This window comes from Sphingobacterium sp. ML3W (genome assembly GCF_029542085.1).
GTDB lineage: Bacteria > Bacteroidota > Bacteroidia > Sphingobacteriales > Sphingobacteriaceae > Sphingobacterium.
This window is the reverse complement of the sequence record NZ_CP107036.1, coordinates 1044987-1067059: the sequence shown is the minus strand read 5'-3', so window position 1 is coordinate 1067059 and position 22073 is coordinate 1044987. Positions and strand designations below refer to the sequence as shown.

The window sequence follows — 22073 nt, the reverse complement described above, 5'->3', positions numbered from 1 at the left end:
CTATATCAATCGTTCTATTTCTGTCAACAGCAAATCAACATCAATCGGTTTTGAAACATAAGCCTTCGCCCCCGATGCCAGACATTTCTCCCGATCCCCAGGCATTGCCTGGGCAGTTACAGCTATAATGGGAAGATCTTTAATGACCGTGGAAGCCTTAATCAAACGAATCGCTTCATAGCCATCAATCTCAGGCATCATCATATCCATTAGCACCAATGAAATATCATTTCCCTCTTCCAAAAGTTGAATTGCATCCTTTGCTAAAGTACAACTGACAACCTGGTATCCTCTCGCTCTCAAGGTCAAACCGAGCGCAAAAATATTCCGGTTGTCATCGTCTACAATTAATATCACTTTATTTTGATTCATTAAACCGCCTTAATTAATTTTCATATAACCATACACGCAGTAACGACAATAGCTGGTCTATATCCACAGGTTTCGATATATAGTCCGAAGCTCCGGCCTGTATACACTTTTCGCGATCGCCAATCATTGATTTTGCGGTGACTGCGATAATCGGCAATGCCGCAAATTGAGGTGTTTGCCTGATATTCCTGATTGTTTCATACCCATCCATTTCGGGCATCATCATATCCATCAGCACAATATCAATCGCTTCACCCGAGCGCAATACGTCCAGCGCCTCCTTGCCATCCATTGCTGGAATAACTTGTACCTGAAATTTCTCCAACGCTTTTGTCATCGAGAATATATTGCGAACGTCATCATCGGCCACCAGCACTTTTTTTCCTTTCAGCACATCCGTTAATGCGCCAAGTCCGTTGTTTTTTCGTCGCACATCATCCGAGCTGTTTATCTCAATCAAATGCAGAAATAAGCCGACCTCATCCAAAATCCGTTGATAAGAATGTGCAGTCTTAACAACTACCGAATCTGCATATTTTTTAATCTTCAGCTCTTCTGACTTCGACAGATTTTTACCCGTAAATATGATAATCGGTAAATTTTCAAGTCCCTCATGCTGTTTGATAGCCTCCAGGGTATTATAACCCATTTCATCGGGAACACCCATATCCAAAATTACGCAGTCTACCTCAGCAGTCCCCAACGCTGTGATGCTATCTTCAACATTATCTTTTACTTCAAGTGAAATATTAAAACTACTTAAAAAATAAGCCAATGCGCTAGCATGTTTAGGATTCTCTTCGACAATCAGCACCTTCTTAGGAGACCTACTCAAAGCAGATTCGATTTTCTGAAAAACAGATGTCATTTGCTCCAAAGCGACGGGTTTATTGATAAAATCAATTGCACCTTTTAACAGACTCTCCTTTTTCACTTCAAGTGAAGACATGATATGTACCGGAATATGTCTTGTGGTCTTATCCCCTTTTAACTCATCCATTACTGCCCAGCCATCCATGATTGGCAGCTGAATATCTAATAGAACCGCTTGTGGGTGATATTTCTTGGCCGCTGGCAGTGCATGATCCCCGCGTACAACAACAACACCCTTGTAGTGCTGACTATGCGTGTATTTCAATAATGCTTTCGCAAAATTGATATCATCTTCGACAATCAGAATAACCTTATCGCCTTCAACAATGCTATCCCGATCATCAGGCAACTCCTCTGGAATACGTATTGTGGCAGGATTATACACATCGTCCGCCACAAGCTCGCGCACCTCCTCTATTTCAGAATGGATCTCTTCTACAAGCAATTCTTCTTTCGTACGCAGCTCCCCGGGCTCTACCGGATGATTCGGAATAACAAATAAGAACGTGCTTCCCTTTCCTTCCTCACTCTCAAGCCTGATTTCACCGCCCAGCAAGCGTGCAATCTCTCTACTGATAGACAAACCTAGTCCTGTCCCTCCAAATTTTCGTCTTGTCGAACCATCCGCCTGTTGGAAAGCCTCGAAAATTATCTTCTGTTTTTCCAGCGGAATCCCTATACCCGAATCGATCACGGCAAAAACAAGCTTATCCTTATCGGTACTATCCTCGTAAATATCCAGTCTCACCTCACCGGCTGCTGTAAATTTAACCGCATTTGAAATTAGATTCCGTAGCACCTGATCAATTCTAAGCCGGTCGCCCTGAAAATTTTTATTGACCCCGGGATCAATATTGATTGTGAAAGTCAGGCCCTTCTCATTGACAATCGGAAGAAATAAATTATTCAGATCTGCCGAGATATCATTTAAATTCAGTGTCGCATACTCCAATGTCATTTTACCCGACTCAATTTTTGAAAGATCCAATATCTCGTCGATCAAGGTTAAAAGGCTCGTTCCCGAGCTTTGGATCACTTTAGCGGATTCGATCTGGTCAGCGCTAAGATTGTGTTCATTATTCTCAGATAGCAAACGCGAAAGTAGCAGGATGGAGTTTAACGGTGTACGCAGCTCATGGGACATATTTGCCAAAAACTCAGACTTATATTTGGTACTTAAAGCGAGTTCTTCCGCTTTCTGCTGAATTTCCAGGTTACGTTCGGCAATCAATAGATTTTTGTCTTCCAACAGTTTTGAACGTTCTTCCAGTTCTTGGTTTGATTGCATCAATTCCTCATGCTGCACCTTCAGCTCCTCCTCGGAAGACTGCAGACGCAAGGTCTGCGCCTCCAATTCCGTATTCAGATTCTCCAGCTCCGCATGCTGGGTCAACAATTCTTCAGATTGTACTTGAGTTTCTTCCAAAAGTGACTGAATTTTAGCCCGGCCCCTCGCCGAAGCGATAGCGATACCAAGTTGTCTGGCACATTCCGTCAGAAATGTTGATTCAATTTCCGCAAACGACTGATGGTGCCCGATCTCCAGCACACCCAATACCTGATCAGCCAATACAATAGGTACAAAAATAAGGTGCTGTACATTGACCTTTCCACTGGCAAAACTCACGATATAGTCTTCCGTGTTTATATTATTTATAATTTTCGTTTCCCGATCAACAAAGACCTGTCCGACATAACCTTCATTTGGGAGAAAATATTGCTGTGCTTTTGGGTCCAATCCGTAAGCGCCAGATAGTTCAAGTTTTTCCTCATTAAAAACATAAATCGCTCCGGTAATAGCCCCTATATAATTGACCAATCCCCTTACCGAATCTGTGGTAAGTATCCGTTCGGTTTTGTTACCGACCAATCCGGTATAAAGATCGGCATATCCCATGTGCAGCCAGTCGTTATCTTTAAGCTGATCGAATGATTTCTTTAAGGCTTTTGACATCCGGTTAACGGATTTTGCTATCGCACCAAGGTCGTCTTCCTCAATATCCTCCGCTTTGACATCATAATCCCCTAGCGCAATACGATTAGTGATCTTTTGAACCATATTTAATCTGCGGGCAATCCCTTCATCCTTCTCACGGAGCGACTTTTCCAGTGCTAAGCGTTTAAGAAAGTCTGCCCTTAACCGAAAATAAAAGTATGCCGTAATCACCAGTGATAGCAATGCACTGATCACAATAAATAAGGTCGTTATAAACGAAGAATTATCTAAATTGATAGATTTCTGATCGATACCATCATCTTCGAAATGAATAATATCCTTAATGATGCTACGGCACTTGTCCATGGCGGATTTGCTCTCGTCCAGCTGCGCCAGACTAACAGTCCCACCGTTCCTTTTGACATTCACCGACTCCTTTAATACGGCTAACCTTTGCTGGGCCGCTGTAAATAAACTATCTACGCGAACATTTTGCTCAGGATCTGCTTTCGTAAGCTCCTTTATTTCCTTCAACTCACCCGGTAGGCTCGCTAAAGCCTGGTTGAATGGTTCCAGGTAATTCTCCTTCCCCGTGAGCAGATACCCCCTGTTTCCCGTTTCTGCCCCTTGCAGAGAGTTAAGGATAATATTTGATAAACTGATTATTTTTCGGGTAACGGCCAGCTCCTGACGGTGTTTATTCTGTTCTTTAATCCCCAGATACGATGCTATAGAACTCACCAACAGGGCAAGTAGTGAAAAACCAATTCCTATAGATAAGTTATTAAGTGTTTTATTTGGCATCTGTAGGCAGATTTAATGGTAATGTAAAATAAAATGTGGCCCCTTTACCGACAGAACTTTCGACGGCAATGGTACCTTGATGGCTACGGATAATTTCCGAACAAATATAAAGCCCTATTCCCAGTCCCTGGAAATCAAAGGAAGTTTCTTCTACACGGTAAAACTTGTCAAAAACATCAGACAGTTTGTTTTCAGGTATACCGATTCCAAAATCAATCACACTGACTTTTACGACATCCGTCATTACACTGCAATCGACGATCACCTTCTCTGTCCCGGCGGCATACTTATAAGCATTTGTTAAAAAGTTAACAAGAACCTGCTCCAGGCGTATCTCATCACCATAGACCATTAGTCCCGAGATATCCCCCTGTCTATACAATTCCATATTACTCTGATCATGGGTCTGAACAATGGAATCAATGGCATTTTGTACCATTCGTTCAAGCGAGAATACCTTTTTATTGATCCCTAGTTTACCATTGTCGATTTTCGACAGATCGAGCAAATCCGTGATCAAACTGTTGAGCTTTTCGACCTGATCCTGAACCCGGCCAACATACTTGGCCTCTGGGCAGCTTTTGTCGAGACTTAACTTGCGGTCAAGTAGCTGCATATAAGCTTTGATGCTTGTTAGCGGTGTTTTCAGTTCATGGCTCGCAATACTCAAAAACTCATCCTTCTCCTTCTCCGCTTTCTTTTGGACGTCGATGTCAGTAAATGTCCCCACCCAATTATTTTCGCCATTCTCTAAAATGGGCCACACCCTTAATAATTGATATGTATAACCGGATTCATCCTGCTTTTTAACCCGTACCTCCATTTCCAAAGGTTTACCGGACTCAAGACTTTCCTGCAATTCAGCCATGATCGACCGGTCTTCAGGATGCGTCTGCGGGAATGTGTTCTCACTGTCCGAAAACTGGAACCAACGGCCATTGACAAAGCCAATATTACCAAGATGGTCACAGGTAAAAGCAATTTGTGGTAAAGATTCCAGTAAGGTATGTAAATAGTCAACTTTTGAACGAAGTTCCGATTGCGCCTGCTTCCGTCTTTCCACTTCCATTTCCAAAGTCTGCTGGATATCCTTGAGGGCCTGAGTCTGCTCATACAGCCGATAGAATGTTTTGACTTTGAGCATCAGGATATCCGGATCGACAGGTTTGGTGACGTAATCCAGCCCTCCTGAATCATAACCCTTTGTAATAAAACGTTTATCGGTATTGACAGCAGACAAAAATATAATCGGTGTCTCCTTAGTCTTACTGAATCCTGCAATGTTCTCAGCAACTTCAAAACCATCCATATCGGGCATCTGCACATCCAATATGATTAAAGCATAATTATATTTTAAAATCTTCTTTAAAGCCTCTTCACCGGAATGGGCAGTATCGACTTTGAAATTTTTGGATTCCAATAACTTTTGTAACGAATAAATATTATCTGGGTTGTCATCGACTATCAATATCATAGAGCGCTTAAACTAAGAATCAAAGTAAACAAATGTAAAAAAATTAACCGGATCCATTCTTCAGGTAAAAAATTTCCTTACCCCCGCAATTTAATCACTAGGATCGACTTTCACTAAAAAATAAACAAAACTTTAACTTATCCCTGCCTGTTTGAATACATAACATGCTACAAATAGAAGTCATGTTGTCAAAAACAAGGATTCGATATGATTCAATTCACATCAAAAGGCATTTATTGTATTCCCGGCAAATTTTACCTGGACCCATGGCAACCGGTTGATCTTGCTATCATTACACATGGCCATGCAGACCATGCGCGCCCGGGCATGAACAAGTATCTTTGTCACCATTTTACCGTTGGTATATTGAAAAGTCGTATTGGGTCCGATATTCGGATTGAAGGCTTAGCTTACAACCAGACGATCCAGATCAACGGTGTAAAAATTTCTTTACATCCTGCAGGGCATATCATTGGCTCAGCACAGATACGATTGGAATACAAAGGTAAAGTGACGGTCTTTACCGGAGATTACAAGATCCAGGATGATGGGCTGTCTACCCCATTTGAACCCGTAAAATGTCATGAGCTAATTACCGAAAGTACTTTTGGTCTGCCGCTCTATCGCTGGGAAAGTGTCGAAATCCAAAATCAACGATTAAATGCATGGATCACACACAATCAGGGATACAAAAAGACATCCGTATTTATTGGCTACTCATTGGGCAAGTCCCAAAGGATATTAAATGCGGTAAAGGATATGGGCCAAATATATGTGCATAATAGTATCGCTAAATTAAATATGGCCTATAGCGATGCCGGTATAAAATTACCATCCTATCAAATTATCGACCCGATGACGGATATGAAACAGCTCGACGGCAAGATCGTATTGCTACCACCGGCATTACTTGATACGCAACTGCTCCAAAAGATACCACATGTTGCCTATGCGATCTGCTCCGGCTGGATGCAAATCCGTGGTGCACGAAGATGGCGCAGCGCAGATGCAGGTTTCGCTATCAGCGATCATGCGGACTGGAATGGATTGCTGCAGGCAGTAAAGGAAAGTGAGGCTGAAAAAGTGTATGTCACGCATGGACAGACAGCCTCATTCAGCAAATATCTAAATGAAATAGGTATTGAAGCCGAGGAAGTAAATACGAATTACGGAGAAGAATTAAGCGTATGATAGAATTTGCGACATTGATCAATGCGCTGGACAGCAGCAATAAAGCCAGTTTAAAAAAAGAAGCGATTATCCGCTTTTTAACCTTTGCACCTGAGAAAGATAAACGCTGGTTTCTCGCTTTAATGACCGGCAAAAGGCCAAGGCGTGCGATTTCCGCCAAAGAACTTAAAACTTGGGTAATGGAAATTACCGGTATTCCAGAATGGTTGTTTATCGAATGCTACGCTGCTGTCGGTGACCTCTCCGAAACCTTAGCTTTATTACTGCCCCCCGCATCTGAAAAAATAGACAAAAGTCTCAGCGAATGGATGGAAGAAATCCTACAGTTGGCAAATGCTTCAATGGAAGAAAAAAAAGCTTTTGTGCTCACTTCCTGGAACAAGCTCAACACCATTGAGCGTTTTATTTTCAACAAATTGTTGGGTGGCAGCTTTCGCTTAGGAATATCGTCCAAAGGGCTGATAAATACCATTGCGACACATCTCCAGATCGAACCAAGTATTGTTACCCACAGTATTATGGGCGAGTGGAATCCTCATGAATACGCATTTGACAAACTCGTTCGTGGCGAATATAGCGATACCAGCCTCTCAAAACCATATCCCTTTTGTCTGGCCTACCCTGTTGAAAAAGAAGTGGAAGAACTCGGTCTGATTGCGGAATGGCAATGCGAATACAAATGGGACGGTATACGCGGACAGCTGATAAAACGAAGCGACGAAATCTTTATCTGGTCAAGAGGCGAGGAACTTGTCACTGTACAGTTCCCAGAGATCACCGATGCGCTCAAACAATGGAAAGGGAGCTTTGTCTTGGATGGTGAAATCCTCGCCGCGAAAGAAGGTCAGATATTGAATTTTAATGAACTACAAAAAAGGATCAATCGCAAGGTAATTTCCAAGACTTTACGTGAAGAAGTCCCTATTGTTGCATACCTTTATGATTTATTGGAGCTGGATGGTAAAGACCTCCGATCTGAGCCGCTGCAAGAAAGGCGTAAATTATTGGAACAGTTGTGCCAAGGTCAAGTTGGTCCCACAATCCAATTGTCTCCACTTATTCATGGTGAAAATTGGTCCGACCTACGGAAATTACAAGCGGCCTCACGTGCGCTGAACAGTGAAGGCATTATGCTTAAAAAGAAAGACTCCATCTATTATGTTGGCCGAAAAAAAGGTGGCTGGTGGAAATGGAAAGTCAATCCCATGACCATTGATGCCGTGTTGATATATGCACAAAAGGGCAGCGGTCGCAGAAGTGCACATTATACAGACTATACCTTTGCGGTTAAAGATGGTGATCACTTAGTAAGCATTGCAAAAGCATATTCAGGACTCACAGATAAAGAGATACTAGAGGTCAGTCGCTATATTCGGCAGAATGCCGTGGAGAAATTCGGACCCGTAAGAACTGTTAAACCCGAACTTGTATTTGAAATTGCCTTCGAAGGAATAGGCTACAGCAAACGCCACAAATCGGGGGTCGCCCTGCGCTTCCCACGCATTTTGCGTTGGCGCAGGGACAAAAAAGCAGCGGATATAGATACATTGGAAAATATTAAAAAACTAATACCATAAGTTGAGTCAGAAGATAATACACAGTGAAGGATTCAAGGTCGTCAATCGTTATTTTGAATCCTTGGGCAATACCCCTTTTGGCTTTCAGGTTAAAACCTGGGACCGGTACATGCTGGGATACAGTGGAATGGTCATTGCCCCGACAGGATTTGGCAAGACATTTTCGGTGTTTATGGCGGTCTTGATCGATTACATGAATCATCCCGAACGCTACCAAAAAGGACTAAAATTACTATGGATCACGCCTTTGCGCTCCCTGGCAAAGGATTTAGCGAGAGCAATGCAGACCGCTATAGACGATATCGGATTGGATTGGATTGTACAGGTACGGAATGGGGACACTGATCCAAAGATCAGAGCGCAACAAACCAAAGCAATGCCCGATATCCTTTTGGTGACTCCAGAAAGCCTTCATCTCCTGCTCGCTCAAAAACAACGTGACAAATATTTCAAAAATATCCGCTGTATTACTATAGATGAATGGCACGAACTTATTGGAAATAAACGTGGTGTCATGGTAGAACTGGCATTATCATACTTAAAATATAAATATAAGGATCTCCAGATCTGGGGTATCACCGCCACCATAGGCAATCTGGATCAAGCAATGGATGTACTGTTGCCGGCAGCAAAAAAGAGCGTGCAGATTATCGCAAAGGAGAAAAAGAAAATTGCGATCAGATCCATCTATCCCGACAAAGTGGAGCTCCTTCCCTGGGCCGGGCATCTTGGAGGCAATCTCGTAAATCAGGTTGTCCCCATTATACTGGAAAGTAAGAGTACGATCCTTTTCACCAATACCCGTAGCCAAAGTGAACTTTGGTATCAGCTATTACTACAAGCGCATCCCGATTTTGCGGGACAGATTGCGCTACATCACAGTTCAGTAGATGCTCACATACGCGAATGGATCGAAGAAAATCTGAGCAGTGGAAAGCTAAAAGCAGTGGTATCTACTTCATCACTTGATTTGGGCGTGGATTTTAAGCCTGTGGACACCGTGATTCAAATCGGATCAAGCAAAGGTGTCGCCAGATTTATGCAACGCGCCGGAAGAAGTGGCCACAGCCCTTTTGAAACATCCATTATCTATTTCGTTCCGACACATTCCCTGGAACTCGTCGAAGTTGCCGCTTTAAAGGAAGCTGTCAAAACTCAAACGATAGAAAACCGCGACCCCATGGTCCAGAGTTTCGATGTGTTAGTGCAATTTATGGTCACGATCGCGCTCGGGGGCGGTTTCCAATCGACAGAACTCCATCAGATCGTTGCCCGGACCCATGCGTTCCACTATATGGAAGATGAGGAATGGCAATGGTGTATGTATTTTATCACCGCAGGTGGCAAAATCGGCAAACGTTATGAAGAATTTCACAAAGTAGTACAGGACAATGATGGCAACTGGATAATAAAAAATAGACGCATCGCCCTGCTCCATCGGCTGAATATCGGCGCTATTGTTGGTGATGCGATGATGCGCGTAAAGTTCCTCTCGGGCGGATATATCGGTATGATTGAGGAATATTTTATCAGCAAATTGAAGAAAGGCGAACGATTTAACCTTGCTGGCCGGATTCTCGAACTTGTTATGGTCAAGGATATGACTGTATTTGTCAAAAATTCATCTGGTAAGGCCATCACTCCGAGTTGGCTGGGAGGTAGATTACCGCTTTCCTCCAACCTGAGCCATTTTCTACGTAAAAAACTTGCAGAAGCAATAAGCCCCGACAACACTGAAAAAGAATTGCGCTTCCTGGCGCCGTTGATCCAGAAGCAGCAAAGCCTTTCGGCTGTCCCCAATGAATCAGAATTTCTTGTCGAACACATCAAGACCAGAGAGGGACACCATCTGTTTTTCTATCCGCTGGAAGGGCGATTGATCCACGAAGTCATGGCTGCTCTCGTCGCTTACCGCATCAGCAAACGCTATCCCATTAGTTTTTCCATGGCCATGAATGACTATGGCTTCGAACTTTATTCCGATAAAGAAATTAAATTGGATCAAGCGCAATTAACCGAGGTACTGAGCCGGGAGAATCTTATGCAGGACGTGATCAGTAGCATCAATTCCGCTGAAATGGCGAGCCGCAAATTCCGCGATATTGCTGTAATTTCCGGATTGGTGATACAAAACTATCCCGGAACCCAACAAAACAACAAATCCTTGCAAGCTTCCTCGGGTATTATATTTCGTGTTTTAATGGATCATGATCCGGACAATCTATTGTTAAAGCAAGCTTTCACCGAAGTGTTCAACCAACAACTCGAGGAATACCGTCTGATAAAAGCATTTGAGAGAATAAACAATAGCCAAATCATCTATACCTTTGCAGAGGAATATACACCGTTAAGTTTCCCGATCAAAGTGGACAGTTTACGTCAGTCCCTTTCTAGTGAAGCGTTGATCGAGCGGATTCAACGCATGGAGCATGCAAATAAATCAAAACGTGGGCGAAGAAAATGAATATACAGGAACAGCACATTACATTCAATAAACAAACCCTTATCCTTAACAATCAACGTACTATCTTTTGGCCGAAGCAGAATACCCTCATTCTATCCGACCTTCACCTTGGTAAAGCCGCACATTTCCGTAAACATGGAATTCCTATCCCTTCAGATACATCTAGCCTCGACCTCCAAAGACTAGCTTCTTTAATTGATCACTACCAGGCGGGTAATATTTTGGTTGTCGGCGACCTTATTCATGCAGGAGTCAATCAGGAAGTACTTTTACTGGCAGCGTTTAAACAAAAATATGCTGATCTCAATTTTCATCTCGTCCTGGGTAACCATGATAGAAAGGTGGAGAAATTAGCTAAGCAGATTGATTTGATCTATCACAACGACAAATTCGAGCTGGAGCAGATCTCCTTTATACATGAACCGATCATAGCTCCTTCGGCTTTCACCATCAGTGGACATATTCATCCGGGCGTCAGTATTAAGCTTCCCCCCAATAAACATCTCCGTCTGCCCTGCTTCTGGGTCTCCGCACAGCAGATTATTCTACCGGCATTTAGCAAGTTTACGGGATTGGATAGCCGAAAAATGCCGCCGGAGTACGATTGCTATGCTTTGCACGATGAAATAATCCTGCCGCTAAAGAATAGCTAATTACATTTTAAGCTCGCCGGGGGAAATTCCATAGTATTTTTTAAACGCACTGCTAAAGTTATTCTGATGACCATATCCGGTCAGCAAAGCAACTTCATAAACTGTCATCTTATCATCCAATAAATAACTTTTGGCTTTTTCCATGCGGATTCGAGTGAGATAATCGTGGATTGTAACCGAAAAATATTCTTTAAAATCCTTTCGCAGCTTACTTTCACTTGTCAATACCTCTGCCGCGAGTTCTTTTTGTGTCGGTGGATTGGCAATACGCTGTTCGAGAATCTGCCGGGCCAGCTCCAGGCGTTGCACATCTTCGTCATGGAACAACGAAACGGCCTGATCATTTTTCTCGTTATACTGCTCAAATTGGTACATTAGCAATTCAACAATGCGAGACTCAGTATGCAGCCGACGTATCTCACCTTTCTTCTTGGATTCGATGAGTTCGGCTATGGTGTGCTGCATCTCATAGGTCGCCATCAGATCTTCTTCTGAAAACGATGTATATTCCCCTTTTTCAATTTCATGTACAAATTGCTGGTGCAATAATGAATCCCGCTTAATAAGGTTCAGGTAATACTCCTTGGATATCACAGCAATAAAATACGTATACTCAATACCGGGCTCCACTTGATGAACCGATTTAACAGAAGGTATATACCGGATATTATGCCTGCTCATCCCATAGGGCAATTTACTGTCCACCGGTTTAAAGAATATAAATTGACTGGTAATGGTCTCCCCTTCGATTTCGGTCAATATCTGAACAGGTCGATCAAATTGCATTTTCGAATGCAATATAAACAAACCCGAGGTAGAAAGCTGAAAATTCTCCATGTGAACGGGCTCCGTATGGATCGTGATTTTATTTTCAACTAAAGGCTTATCAGGCACATATCCGTCTGGAATTTCTTCTTCAAAAAGCCAATCCGCCAACTCAACTATTTTACTTTTCACCAACATGATTACAATCCAAATAAGCCTGATACAGTTAAAATTAACGAATTAGGGTGGTAAATAAAAATTATTTATAATCTATCTAAATAAATCCCTATTAGACAGAAGCAACGTGAAGATTGTCAGGTCTACTCCAGGTCAATCTCCATCTCCTTCAATTGAACATAAGGCTTCAATGTTCGTGGATTCATAATCACATTGGATTCAACCGAAAAAATCGTGTAGATTTCCTTCTGTGCCAAAACCTCCACTGGTGTACCATGAAAGAGTTTACGTCCATGTTTGAGCATTAGGATTCGGTCGGCATACATCGCTGCAAAATTAACATCATGGACAATCAAAATAACCATAAATCCTTTACGGGCCAATGCACGTGCAATCGCCAGCACCTTTTGCTGATAATGCAGATCTAAAGCCGAAATAGGTTCGTCAAGTAACAGGAGCGCATCGGGATTATCCCAGATCTGTGCTAAAACACGCGCGAGATGAACACGTTGTTGCTCCCCCCCTGAAAGGCTCAAAAAATCCCGGTCAGCGAATGCCGTGACACCACAGAGCTCCATCGTTTCGGACACCACCTGATGATCACGCACTGTGGGCGTATTTTTATAATGCGGATACCTCCCCATTAATACAATCTCTTCCACCTTAAAACTCAATGTAATCTGTTGCTGCTGGCTCATAAGGGCCCTGCATTTGGACAATGTCGCTGCATCGTACGCAGACAACAATTTGCCATTGAAATGAATCTGTCCAGAATCAGGCTTCTTTTCACCACACAGGAGCCCCATCAAGGTAGACTTTCCGGCCCCATTAGCTCCAAGGACAGCTAAAATCTCACCTTTACGAACCTGAAAGGTGATGTCTTTCAGTAGTTTTCGGCCTTTCACCTCATAGTTGATTTTTTCTACACGCAACATAAAAAATAGTATTTAAACATCCGAAAGAAGACTATTTATCCTTGATTAAAATATACAAAAATACAGGCGTCCCCAACAGGGCCGTAATCACACCGATAGGCAATTCTATGGGTGCTACCAATACCCTGGCGATAACGTCCGCCAGCGTCAGCACCAAAGCACCTAAGAGCAGCGAGCCCGGAAGTACAAAACGATGATCTGGCCCTCCCATCAGACGTATAGTATGCGGGACAATAAGTCCTACAAAACCAATAATTCCCGAGACAGCTACCGAGGCACCGACAGCCAAAGTCGATAAGATGACCACCCACCTTTTTACACGATCAGTACGCATCCCCAATAAATCAGCCTGGAGTTCACCCAGGGCAAATGCATTCAAAGACTTTCCAAAAAACGGAAGAATAAGCAGAGAGATACATATAAAAGGACCTATAGCCAATAAATTGTCCCAGGTTGCACCCCCTAGACTGCCCAGCATCCAAAACGTAATGGTGCGGAGCTGTTGCTCTGTAGACATGTAAGTCATCAAACCTGTAAGCGCGCCCGCAAATGCATTGATGGCGATACCTGCCAACAGCATCGTTGTCACATTGGGGCGGCCATTTTTACTGGCAATGCGATACACTAAAAATGCAGTTAGTCCGGCACCGACAAAAGCACCAAAAGCCAAAATATAATAACCCAGCCACGCTGACAGCGAGGTCAGCAGGAACGTTTCAAATGCGATAATCAGTACAGCGAACAAGGAGGCGCCAGAAGAAATACCGATTAACCCGGGCTCTGCGAGCGGATTTCGAAAAATTCCCTGAATGGCGGCGCCCGAGATACCCAGAGCGGCTCCGACCAAAAGCCCCAGTAATAAACGTGGCATACGGATCTCAAATAAAACGTCGGCATGCATGCTGTCTTGATTAGAAATTGCAGACAAATGCAGCTTCTGCATGAGCATGGATAAAATATCCCCCGGAGGTATATGATAGGCTCCCAGACCTAATGCAATAATACACGTAATAAACAATATCAGGCTCAAAGCCAGCAATATTAACTTTTGTTTCTTTTGCACCTGATCTATTTTGAATCCATTACTTTTCCAAATCCACGGTGCAGTTCCAAGATCGCATCAGGCAGCCGATTACTAAAGTTGACTAGTAAGGAGGCATTCATCACCAGTATACGTTCATTTTTACCGGCATTCGTGATGCGCATCCCCGGCAATTTAAGAATAGCTTCTTTTCCACCTAAGCTACTCGCACCAAAATCAAACAGTAATATAATATCTGGATTGGCCTGCACCAATGCCTCCGTCGTATACGGCTTAAAATCCGAAAATTCCTGTACGGCATTCTTTCCACCGGCTAAATTGATCATGGCATCCAGGCTGCTACCCTTTCCTGCCACACTCATTGTCCCTGTTCCGCGCGCATACAAAAACAATACTTTCGGAACTGCTTTACCTTTATTTTCTTTTTTCACCAATGCTAGTGTATGATCCAAACTTATTTTTGTATGTGATACCAAAGATTTCCCTAAGGATGGCTCTCCGATAGCATCCGCCACTTCCTGGATATAGCGTAAAGCGCCAGTAGCAGAATAATTCGGTTTGACCGAAATAAACTTTACACCGGCGGCACGGATCTGCTGAATGACCGCATTGGCCACATCCCCCTCATTTGCTAGTACAAGCGTAGGTTTAAAAGACAATACCCCTTCAGCCGAAACAGAACGGTTTTTACTCACCCGCGGCAATGCTGCTGCAGCTTTTGGGGAGATGCTGGTCACATCTGTTGCGATCATGCGATCGCCTAAACCAAGCCCATAAATTGTTTCCGTCAGCGAACTGTTCAATGTAATAATCCGTTGCTGCGCGTTTGCCCATCCGCCGATATGCAACAAACAACATAGCATAATTAAGTAAATTCTACGCATCTCTTTCTTTAACTCCTTTAAAACTGTACAGAATTTTGATTCCAATTTTTCGGCACAGCACTGTTATTTGACTACAAAACAAATCAATAATCAGTCTAAATACAAATTATTTTCAATCCATATAAATAAACTCAAACAACAACAAAAACAATATATACAGCTGTAAAACAGACTAATACACTGAAAAATCAACCCCCTTACCAATAATAAAAATCGAAATAAATAGAATTTATGACAATTTGCATATAGAAAAATCCAATAGTATTCCCGTTTTTTGCAACATTATTTAGAATGATTAAAAATAAAAATAGTGTTTAAAAACCTCTCTTCTATTCGAATAAATACGATAATCACCTTATGTGCCTGCCAAATTTATGTTGTGCAAGCCCAGGAAAAATGGAAGATTTCTGGAACTTTAAAAAACGAGTCGAACAAGGCAATAGCCAGTGCGACCGTCTATTTGTATCCGGATAAATACGCTTTTAAGACCGATACAGCCGGGAGATTTCAATTTAATAAACTTTATACGGGCCGTTATGAACTTGTCGCGCAAGCATTAGGCTATAAGGAGCTGCGTCAATTTGTAGATTTGACGGATAAAAACCAGCAACTCACAATCACTTTACAAACAGATAACCGTCAGATCGACGAGGTTGAGGTCAACCGCAAATTGGAAGCTGTTGATAACTTGATCAAAGCTGAAAATGCAGCTATGCCGGTCAAGGTCATTACCAAGAGAGAGATTGAATTGATGGGGAGTCGGAGGTTAGACGAAGTGCTGAAAGAGCAGACCGGTATTGCCATTGTGAACGATATTGCAGGTGGCTCCAGAGCTGTAGGTGTGCAAATTCAGGGGTTTAGCAGCAACTATGTCATGGTCTTGGTCGACGGGCAGCCTATGCTTGGCCGTAATAGCGGTAATTTTGACCTTTCACGTATTTCAGTGACCAATATCGAACGCATTGAGATCATTAAGGGAGCATCGTCCTGTTTATACGGCAGCGATGCACTTGGCGGTGCTATCAATATCATTACACGTCATGGCGCCCTAACCCCCCAAGCACATGCTTCGCTACTCTACGGCACATTAAATACGGTCGATGCAACAATAGAGGGCGAAACACCATTTTCCAATCAGCGCGGCAGCGCTGTTGTCTCCGGCAACTATTACCGGACGGATGGTTTCAATACCGACAAACAATACCTCAACTCGAAAAGTACAACCTTCCCCCCCTATACCAACTATAGCTTTCAGGGACGGGTACGCTACCGCACCAGTAAACTTGGAACACTGGGCATCACGGGTCGATTTGCAGCGCGTGAATCCGAAATGATCAATGCCTGGTCGGAGGATAGAACGCTACAGGATAAACAAAAAGATCAGGACATTAATCTATCGGCCAGCTACGACCACAATTTTGATTCGAGCCTGCGTAGCATGACACGATATTACTTTTCCAGATTCCATTCTCAGATTGCGGCACAGTGGCTGCAACAAGGGGTTTTGGCCAGCGCTGAAGAATTTGGCCAAAATGTACATCGCATCGAACAACAATTTGCCTACAGTCCGGTGCAACAACTTAAGTTCACCGGTGGAATAGGTGGCAGTGTAGAGCAAATGGACAATCAGGACCTGGATGCCAAACGCTCATTGAACAGCGCATTTGTCTATCTTCAGACGGAATGGAAACCTATTGACCGTTTGCTGACGACATTAGGCTTGCGCTATGATCAAACCAACGTCTATAACGGGCATTTGAGTCCAAGCTTGGGTTTGCAATACCATATCAGTCCAACCTTATTGGTCAAAGGCGGCCTTGGTGCAGGATTCAAAGCACCAGACTACAAGATGCGCTATCAGGTCTTCTTCAACCCAGCCGCCAACTATCTAGTTGTGGGAAGCGAACGGGTAGCCGACGTTATTGCCGCCATGGACCAGGCGGGCGAATTGAGTTATAAGAACAGCTATATGCTGAATTTAGTCGCCGGCAACCTAAAGGCCGAGACTAGCCTGTCCAACAATATCGGACTAACCTGGAATCCTTCAAAGAAATTTCAGGCAGATTTCTCCCTTTTCTATCACCGCATCAACAATCAGATCAATACCGTCAGCGTAGGTAACGGTACCAGTATCGCACAGATCTACAGTTACCGTAATTTACCGAAAGCGATGAACAAAGGTTTTGAAGTCTCCATGACCTATCAGGCGACCAAAGATCTACAATTGTCCATGGGTTATCAATACCTTATTGCCAAAGATCTCAGTGTGTTGGATAGCATTGCAGCTGGCAATTACCCCTATAACCAAATCAATGATGCAGCAACCGACCTCTATCGGCAAAGTAAAAAATCAGACTATTGGGGAATTGAGGACCGTTCGCGCCATATGTTCAATTTCAAAGCCCAATACGAATATAAACCTTGGGGAGTAAACGTCAATGCCCGCATCAATTTCCGTGGAAAAACACCCTTTCAGGAGAATAACGGCAATCAATTCATTGACAAATATGACATCTTTATCCCCTACCATACACTTGTGAATATGACGGTCGAAAAAAGTCTAATGAACCGAAGATTAACCTTTCGTCTGATCGGCGACAACCTATTCAATTTCACCAGCCGCTACCTTTTGGGCCAGCCGGGCAGGGTAATTATGGGCGGAGTCAGTTATCGATGGATGAAGGGTTAGAGATTGGATATTAAAGCTAAAGAGAAGTACACAAAATAGTAGATAAAACAATGAGAACAATTAACATCATTATAGCGGAATGCAGCATCTGGCTTTCATTTCATAAGATTGGACGTTGTATTTTTTCAGGTTTTCTGGCACTTATGCTCCTTTCCTGCGGGAAGGACAAAGACTATACGATTGGACTAGAAGATGGCAAGAGTGTGGTCATTAAAGATCTGGCAGGTGACACAGACGCCGCGATGGGTGATGGTGTCGAGGGTAAAGAAAAACGGCCATTCTACACATTCCTCTTTCGCTTTAAAGATCAAAAACAAATCTGGATCAAGACAAAGGCCGATTCAGCTCAGTGGTTAAAGACAGAAGACTGGGATATTGCCTTTACGGGCCCCTACAATTCTGAAGTCTTTGTCAATAATGCTGTTGATGAATTCAATCCGGGGTATCAGGGAGAAGCCAACAATACAGCTGTCATGCTATTAAAGCAATCTTACCAAAGCCTTACGGTCGCCCCTTCGGATGAAGAATTCAATAAAAGCGGAACCGGTAAAATTGGCTGGGCATCCAATTCCGAATCGCTCGGCTGGTTTCAGTACAGCCTGAGTACGCATATCATGCAGGCTCTCCCAAACCGTACTTATGCCATTCGCCTACCTGATGGCAAATATGCCAAATTGCAATTGATCAATGCCTATAAGGGAAATCCCTCAGCAGTGACCAATATGAACTGGCCCGCCCCCTACTACACTTTTAAATATTACGTGCAGGAAGATGGCAGTAAAAACTTGAATACAAATACATTATAATAAGGAAAAATTACACAATTAAATTAAAGATGAACAAATTATTTACAACATCGGCACTTTTATGTGCATTGAGTTTAGGTTTTACTTCCTGTAGCAAGGATGATGATAATACGATCGTTACTGAGCAGGAATATCAAGCAAAAGTTACAGTAAAAGATGGGGAAACGGTCAACCTCGCTAATATATCCAGAACCTCCAATTCACAGGGTACCATCAATCGTAAAGGCAACGTCTATTCCCTACGTAATTTCAAACAATTTACGGTTGGTGATGACAATAAAGCCACAACAACAGCAGCCACAACATATTATCTTGACTTCAAAGAAAATGATGGGGCATCAAGTAATAATTTTATGGTTTATGTCAATGCTAAGGGTTCTAATGTGGATCTCGCGACCAACAGTTTGAAGGGCTATACATTATCATATATTGATAAAGCATTTGATGAAGTTAAAGCCACTGATCAGTTCGTTGCTGCTAAAAATAATTTGTTAGGACTACAGTCTGCCTATGCACCAAATGTAATTGGTTGGGCTAATTATACCGGCGCACCAAATCACCAAGTATTGGCGGTCGCGAACCGAACAATTATTGTATTGAAAGATAACAAACCGTTTTTCAAAATAAGAATGAACAGCGTGTATGAAAATGAAACAATGAATCATGAGGTAGCACCAAATAATTATTTCTTCTACTCCATCGATTACCAAGAATTGCAATAAAAAACTATAGGGATAAAATCCCTATAGTTTTTTATTGCAATTCGGTTAAAACCGAAAACCATACATAAAATATCATTTTTCATACACAAGTAATAGGGTAAACTCTTTACCTTTACCATTATTTAGAATGATTTTAAATAAAAACAAAGATAACAGATGAACATATCAAGACAGCTCACGAGAACAAAGTATATTGTATTGCTCTGCATTGGTCTGGCAATCCATACTGCTTGCAGCAAATCAGATCCAACAGTAGAACCTATTGTCGAGCCGCCGAAAGAAGAAGAAAGCAATACCGGGCTTTACAATAAATTGATTAAAGTACGCGATTTCGCTGGTACAGATAAAAACGATGGCCAAAATGCTGCACCGACTGTGTATTATAGCTTGGAGACCAATAAAGGCGTACCGGAAACAAATCGTCAAACTCGAAACTGGGACATTGCCTTTAGCAATATCTTTAATAGCCATGTCTCTGGAAATAACGGATCAAACAGCAGCAATTTCGGTTATGGCAATAATGCCACCGGTGGCATCCTGATCGTTGAAAAAGATTTTGACGAAGTAACAGAAGTACCGGCTGATTCTGAGTTTAAACTTATTGGCGATGCGATAGGAATGGATCAAAATGGTGACGAAGGAAACGGTGTCGGCTGGTTATTGTATGACTTTTATGGTCGTTTGGTTCGTGAACATGCTGTTCAGAACGAGCATGTGGCTTACGCACTTGGCAAGGGTTTAACCCTTCTCAATGGTAAAGTCATCAAACCACGAACCTTGATCGTTCGCACGGCAAAGGGTAATTACGCGAAGATTAGACCAGTTTCTATGTACAAAGGTCTGTATAGCCCTGCGGAGTGGCTTAAAGATTCACCACACGTATTTATCTCCTTTGATTATGTCATTGTGCCTAAAGGCAGTAAGACATTCGAGATAAAACCCTAAATAGTACAATTCTTATTCAAAAAAAACCGGATATACGGTCGAGGTACATCCGGTAACAAATTGACTAATTAACATATATTTATTAACTAGCCCACTGTAGAAGTGGCAAAATTACGAAAAAGAAATGAAAATCAAATTCACAACTTTATCCGTTGCCTTAGGTCTTGCCGCGATTGGCATGACAGTATCATGTAGCAAAGACAATTCACTTGCACCAAATGTAGAGCAACAATCACTCAGCAAACGCGCTGTTACGCCTTCAACAACTATCGGAGGCACAGTAAACTTTACCGCAACCGGTACAAAAGGGTACTTAAAAACGATTGCAACTGGCACCTATGGTGCACGCAACTTCCATCAAGGCACAGTGCCTGATTTGGTGGATACGACACAATGGAAAAATCCAGCAAGCACTTATTACTACAACTTGATTACCAATGATGGTGGTACATCCACTAGCTACGATTTTCAATTTAGTGGTACAGCAAATGCAAGCTTGACCGTAAATACGGCTAAATATAACCTGTATTATGTAAATACAGCATTTGAATCAGTGACAGCAAGTACTTCAGGAACGCTCATTTCAACTGGAGTAGCTGGCTCTAACAGTCTAAATGGAACAGGAAATCCAAGCAGTACTGGCTGGTACATCTATAACCTAAGCAATCACATTATGAGCAGCTACGGGCCTAGAACTTACATTCTAGAAAACAAAACAACCGGTGATTTGTGGAAAGTACGTTTGAATAGTGTATATAAAGATGAAACACCAAATGCAAGTTATGCAGCAACAAACTTTCCATTTATGAGTTTCGATTATAAGAAACTGTAATAAGTGTAAAACCCCTTATTTTTTGATAAGAATTGTAAATTTTAAATCCGGTACCAGCTCTGCTGGTACTGGATTCTTTCCAAACCAAGATGAAAAATCAGTTATTAACCACACAAAAATTTAAAATCGCCACAGTCGTTTTACTAAGCGGCCTATTGACCAGCTCCTGTACGAAAACCGAAACTCAACCTTATGAACAGGAAAGTGCGGCTCGAATCAGCAGTTTTAAGATCGTTAATACCAGCAAAGAAGTTATCGGCGCCATTAACAACGATGATAAAACGATCACGGTCACACTGCCCGAAGGACTTTATATGACCAGTCTGGAGCCTGAAATAAAAGTCGCCACAGGCGCTACGCTAAAGCAAGGTTCGGATACACTGATCACCAATATGATGGACTATTTCGTCAAAGGTCGTACCATTCAATACCCCGTTACAGCCACAGATGGCAGTAACGCGACCTATTCATTGATTGTCAAAAGTAACCAACCAGTACTCAATGTACAAGAGGTTAGTTCCGATCCAAATACTCCTGTTGTATATGATCAGACATACGGTTATGTCTTTAATTTTATTGATGTCAATACTGTTCAACCGAACTATCCATTCCTCGGAATTTATGAAACTGACTTAACGATAGCTCGTGCAAGTCTAGTGGACAAGAGTGGCAAGGAATATCATTTTACACAATTGACTGCAGGTATCCCTCCGAATGTTGGCAATGCCTACATACAATTACCATTAAATTCCATTGAGGGACGTATAACGGGTAGTGGCAGTTCGCTAAAATATAACAAGGTACCAGCGGCAGGTGATTACTATGTCAAATTACGCTACTACTGTCGTGAGGTAACTTTAAAGAATCCTATTCGAATTATATACAATAACTAATTATACATATTATCCTATTCATGAATTGCATCTGCTTTT

At 42.4% G+C, this 22073-nt stretch carries 17 protein-coding genes; 10 read left to right on the top strand and 7 right to left on the bottom strand.

The window, feature by feature from the left end; genetic code table 11:
- The 3 genes from OGI71_RS04500 to OGI71_RS04490 are packed head-to-tail and all read right to left on the bottom strand — an operon-like array spanning position 1 to position 5459.
- Positions 1 to 372 carry a response regulator gene (locus tag OGI71_RS04500; protein ID WP_282254140.1) on the bottom strand — a complete coding sequence of 124 codons (372 nt, stop codon included), beginning with the start codon at positions 370 to 372 and terminating at the stop codon, positions 1 to 3.
- 13 nt (positions 373 to 385) lie between these two features.
- The gene (locus OGI71_RS04495; protein ID WP_282254138.1) at positions 386 to 3985 is read right to left on the bottom strand and encodes a response regulator; all 3600 of its coding nucleotides are present in this window, start codon (positions 3983 to 3985) and stop codon (positions 386 to 388) included.
- A complete protein-coding gene (locus OGI71_RS04490) occupies positions 3975 to 5459 on the bottom strand; it encodes an ATP-binding protein (protein WP_282254136.1) in 1485 nt (494 codons plus the stop codon). Before OGI71_RS04490 ends, OGI71_RS04495 begins: the two co-directional genes overlap by 11 nt.
- 207 nt (positions 5460 to 5666) lie before the next feature.
- Here OGI71_RS04490 and OGI71_RS04485 point away from each other — a divergent pair, with 207 nt between their 5' ends.
- From OGI71_RS04485 to pdeM, 4 genes are read left to right on the top strand one after another with little or no spacing between them, the layout of a single operon-like run.
- Positions 5667 to 6650 (top strand): ligase-associated DNA damage response exonuclease, encoded by a 984-nt coding sequence (locus tag OGI71_RS04485; RefSeq protein ID WP_282254134.1) that lies wholly within the window; start codon positions 5667 to 5669, stop codon positions 6648 to 6650.
- Positions 6647 to 8227: an ATP-dependent DNA ligase gene (locus tag OGI71_RS04480; protein WP_282254133.1), complete on the top strand. Its 1581-nt coding sequence runs from the start codon at positions 6647 to 6649 to the stop codon at positions 8225 to 8227. The genes OGI71_RS04485 and OGI71_RS04480 overlap by 4 nt, the downstream gene beginning before the upstream one ends.
- 1 nt (position 8228) lies before the next feature.
- A complete protein-coding gene (locus OGI71_RS04475; protein ID WP_282254132.1) occupies positions 8229 to 10691 on the top strand; it encodes a ligase-associated DNA damage response DEXH box helicase in 2463 nt (820 codons plus the stop codon).
- The gene (gene pdeM, locus OGI71_RS04470) at positions 10688 to 11344 is read left to right on the top strand and encodes a ligase-associated DNA damage response endonuclease PdeM (protein WP_282254130.1); all 657 of its coding nucleotides are present in this window, start codon (positions 10688 to 10690) and stop codon (positions 11342 to 11344) included. The genes OGI71_RS04475 and pdeM overlap by 4 nt, the downstream gene beginning before the upstream one ends.
- On the opposite strand, the gene OGI71_RS04465 is transcribed toward pdeM, so the two are convergent.
- The 4 genes from OGI71_RS04465 to OGI71_RS04450 form a co-directional block, all read right to left on the bottom strand.
- Positions 11345 to 12307, bottom strand: coding sequence for an AraC family transcriptional regulator (locus OGI71_RS04465; protein WP_108633772.1), 963 nt, complete (start codon positions 12305 to 12307; stop codon positions 11345 to 11347). It lies immediately after the preceding gene.
- A 122-nt stretch (positions 12308 to 12429) separates the two neighbouring features.
- Positions 12430 to 13221, bottom strand: coding sequence for a heme ABC transporter ATP-binding protein (locus OGI71_RS04460; protein WP_282254124.1), 792 nt, complete (start codon positions 13219 to 13221; stop codon positions 12430 to 12432).
- A gap of 31 nt (positions 13222 to 13252) precedes the next feature.
- The gene (locus tag OGI71_RS04455; protein WP_282254122.1) at positions 13253 to 14284 is read right to left on the bottom strand and encodes an iron ABC transporter permease; all 1032 of its coding nucleotides are present in this window, start codon (positions 14282 to 14284) and stop codon (positions 13253 to 13255) included.
- A 5-nt stretch (positions 14285 to 14289) separates the two neighbouring features.
- Complete coding sequence (locus tag OGI71_RS04450) at positions 14290 to 15147, bottom strand: ABC transporter substrate-binding protein (protein WP_282254120.1); 858 nt, start codon at positions 15145 to 15147, stop codon at positions 14290 to 14292.
- A gap of 310 nt (positions 15148 to 15457) precedes the next feature.
- Between OGI71_RS04450 and OGI71_RS04445 the strand changes: the two genes are divergently transcribed.
- The 6 genes from OGI71_RS04445 to OGI71_RS04420 all read left to right on the top strand — a co-directional run bounded on the left by OGI71_RS04445 (position 15458) and on the right by OGI71_RS04420 (position 22034).
- Entirely contained in the window at positions 15458 to 17836 is a 2379-nt protein-coding gene (locus OGI71_RS04445) for a TonB-dependent receptor (protein ID WP_282254118.1), read from the top strand.
- Between the two features lie 50 nt (positions 17837 to 17886).
- Positions 17887 to 18642, top strand: a complete 756-nt coding sequence (locus OGI71_RS04440; protein ID WP_282254117.1) for an HmuY family protein — start codon at positions 17887 to 17889, stop codon at positions 18640 to 18642.
- A gap of 29 nt (positions 18643 to 18671) precedes the next feature.
- Positions 18672 to 19364, top strand: a complete 693-nt coding sequence (locus OGI71_RS04435) for a hypothetical protein (RefSeq protein ID WP_282254115.1) — start codon at positions 18672 to 18674, stop codon at positions 19362 to 19364.
- 156 nt (positions 19365 to 19520) lie between these two features.
- The gene (locus OGI71_RS04430) at positions 19521 to 20309 is read left to right on the top strand and encodes an HmuY family protein (RefSeq protein ID WP_282254114.1); all 789 of its coding nucleotides are present in this window, start codon (positions 19521 to 19523) and stop codon (positions 20307 to 20309) included.
- A 124-nt stretch (positions 20310 to 20433) separates the two neighbouring features.
- Positions 20434 to 21141 carry a hypothetical protein gene (locus OGI71_RS04425; RefSeq protein ID WP_282254112.1) on the top strand — a complete coding sequence of 236 codons (708 nt, stop codon included), beginning with the start codon at positions 20434 to 20436 and terminating at the stop codon, positions 21139 to 21141.
- Between the two features lie 89 nt (positions 21142 to 21230).
- Positions 21231 to 22034, top strand: coding sequence for a hypothetical protein (locus OGI71_RS04420; protein ID WP_282254111.1), 804 nt, complete (start codon positions 21231 to 21233; stop codon positions 22032 to 22034).
- The last annotated feature ends 39 nt before the right edge of the window (positions 22035 to 22073 follow it).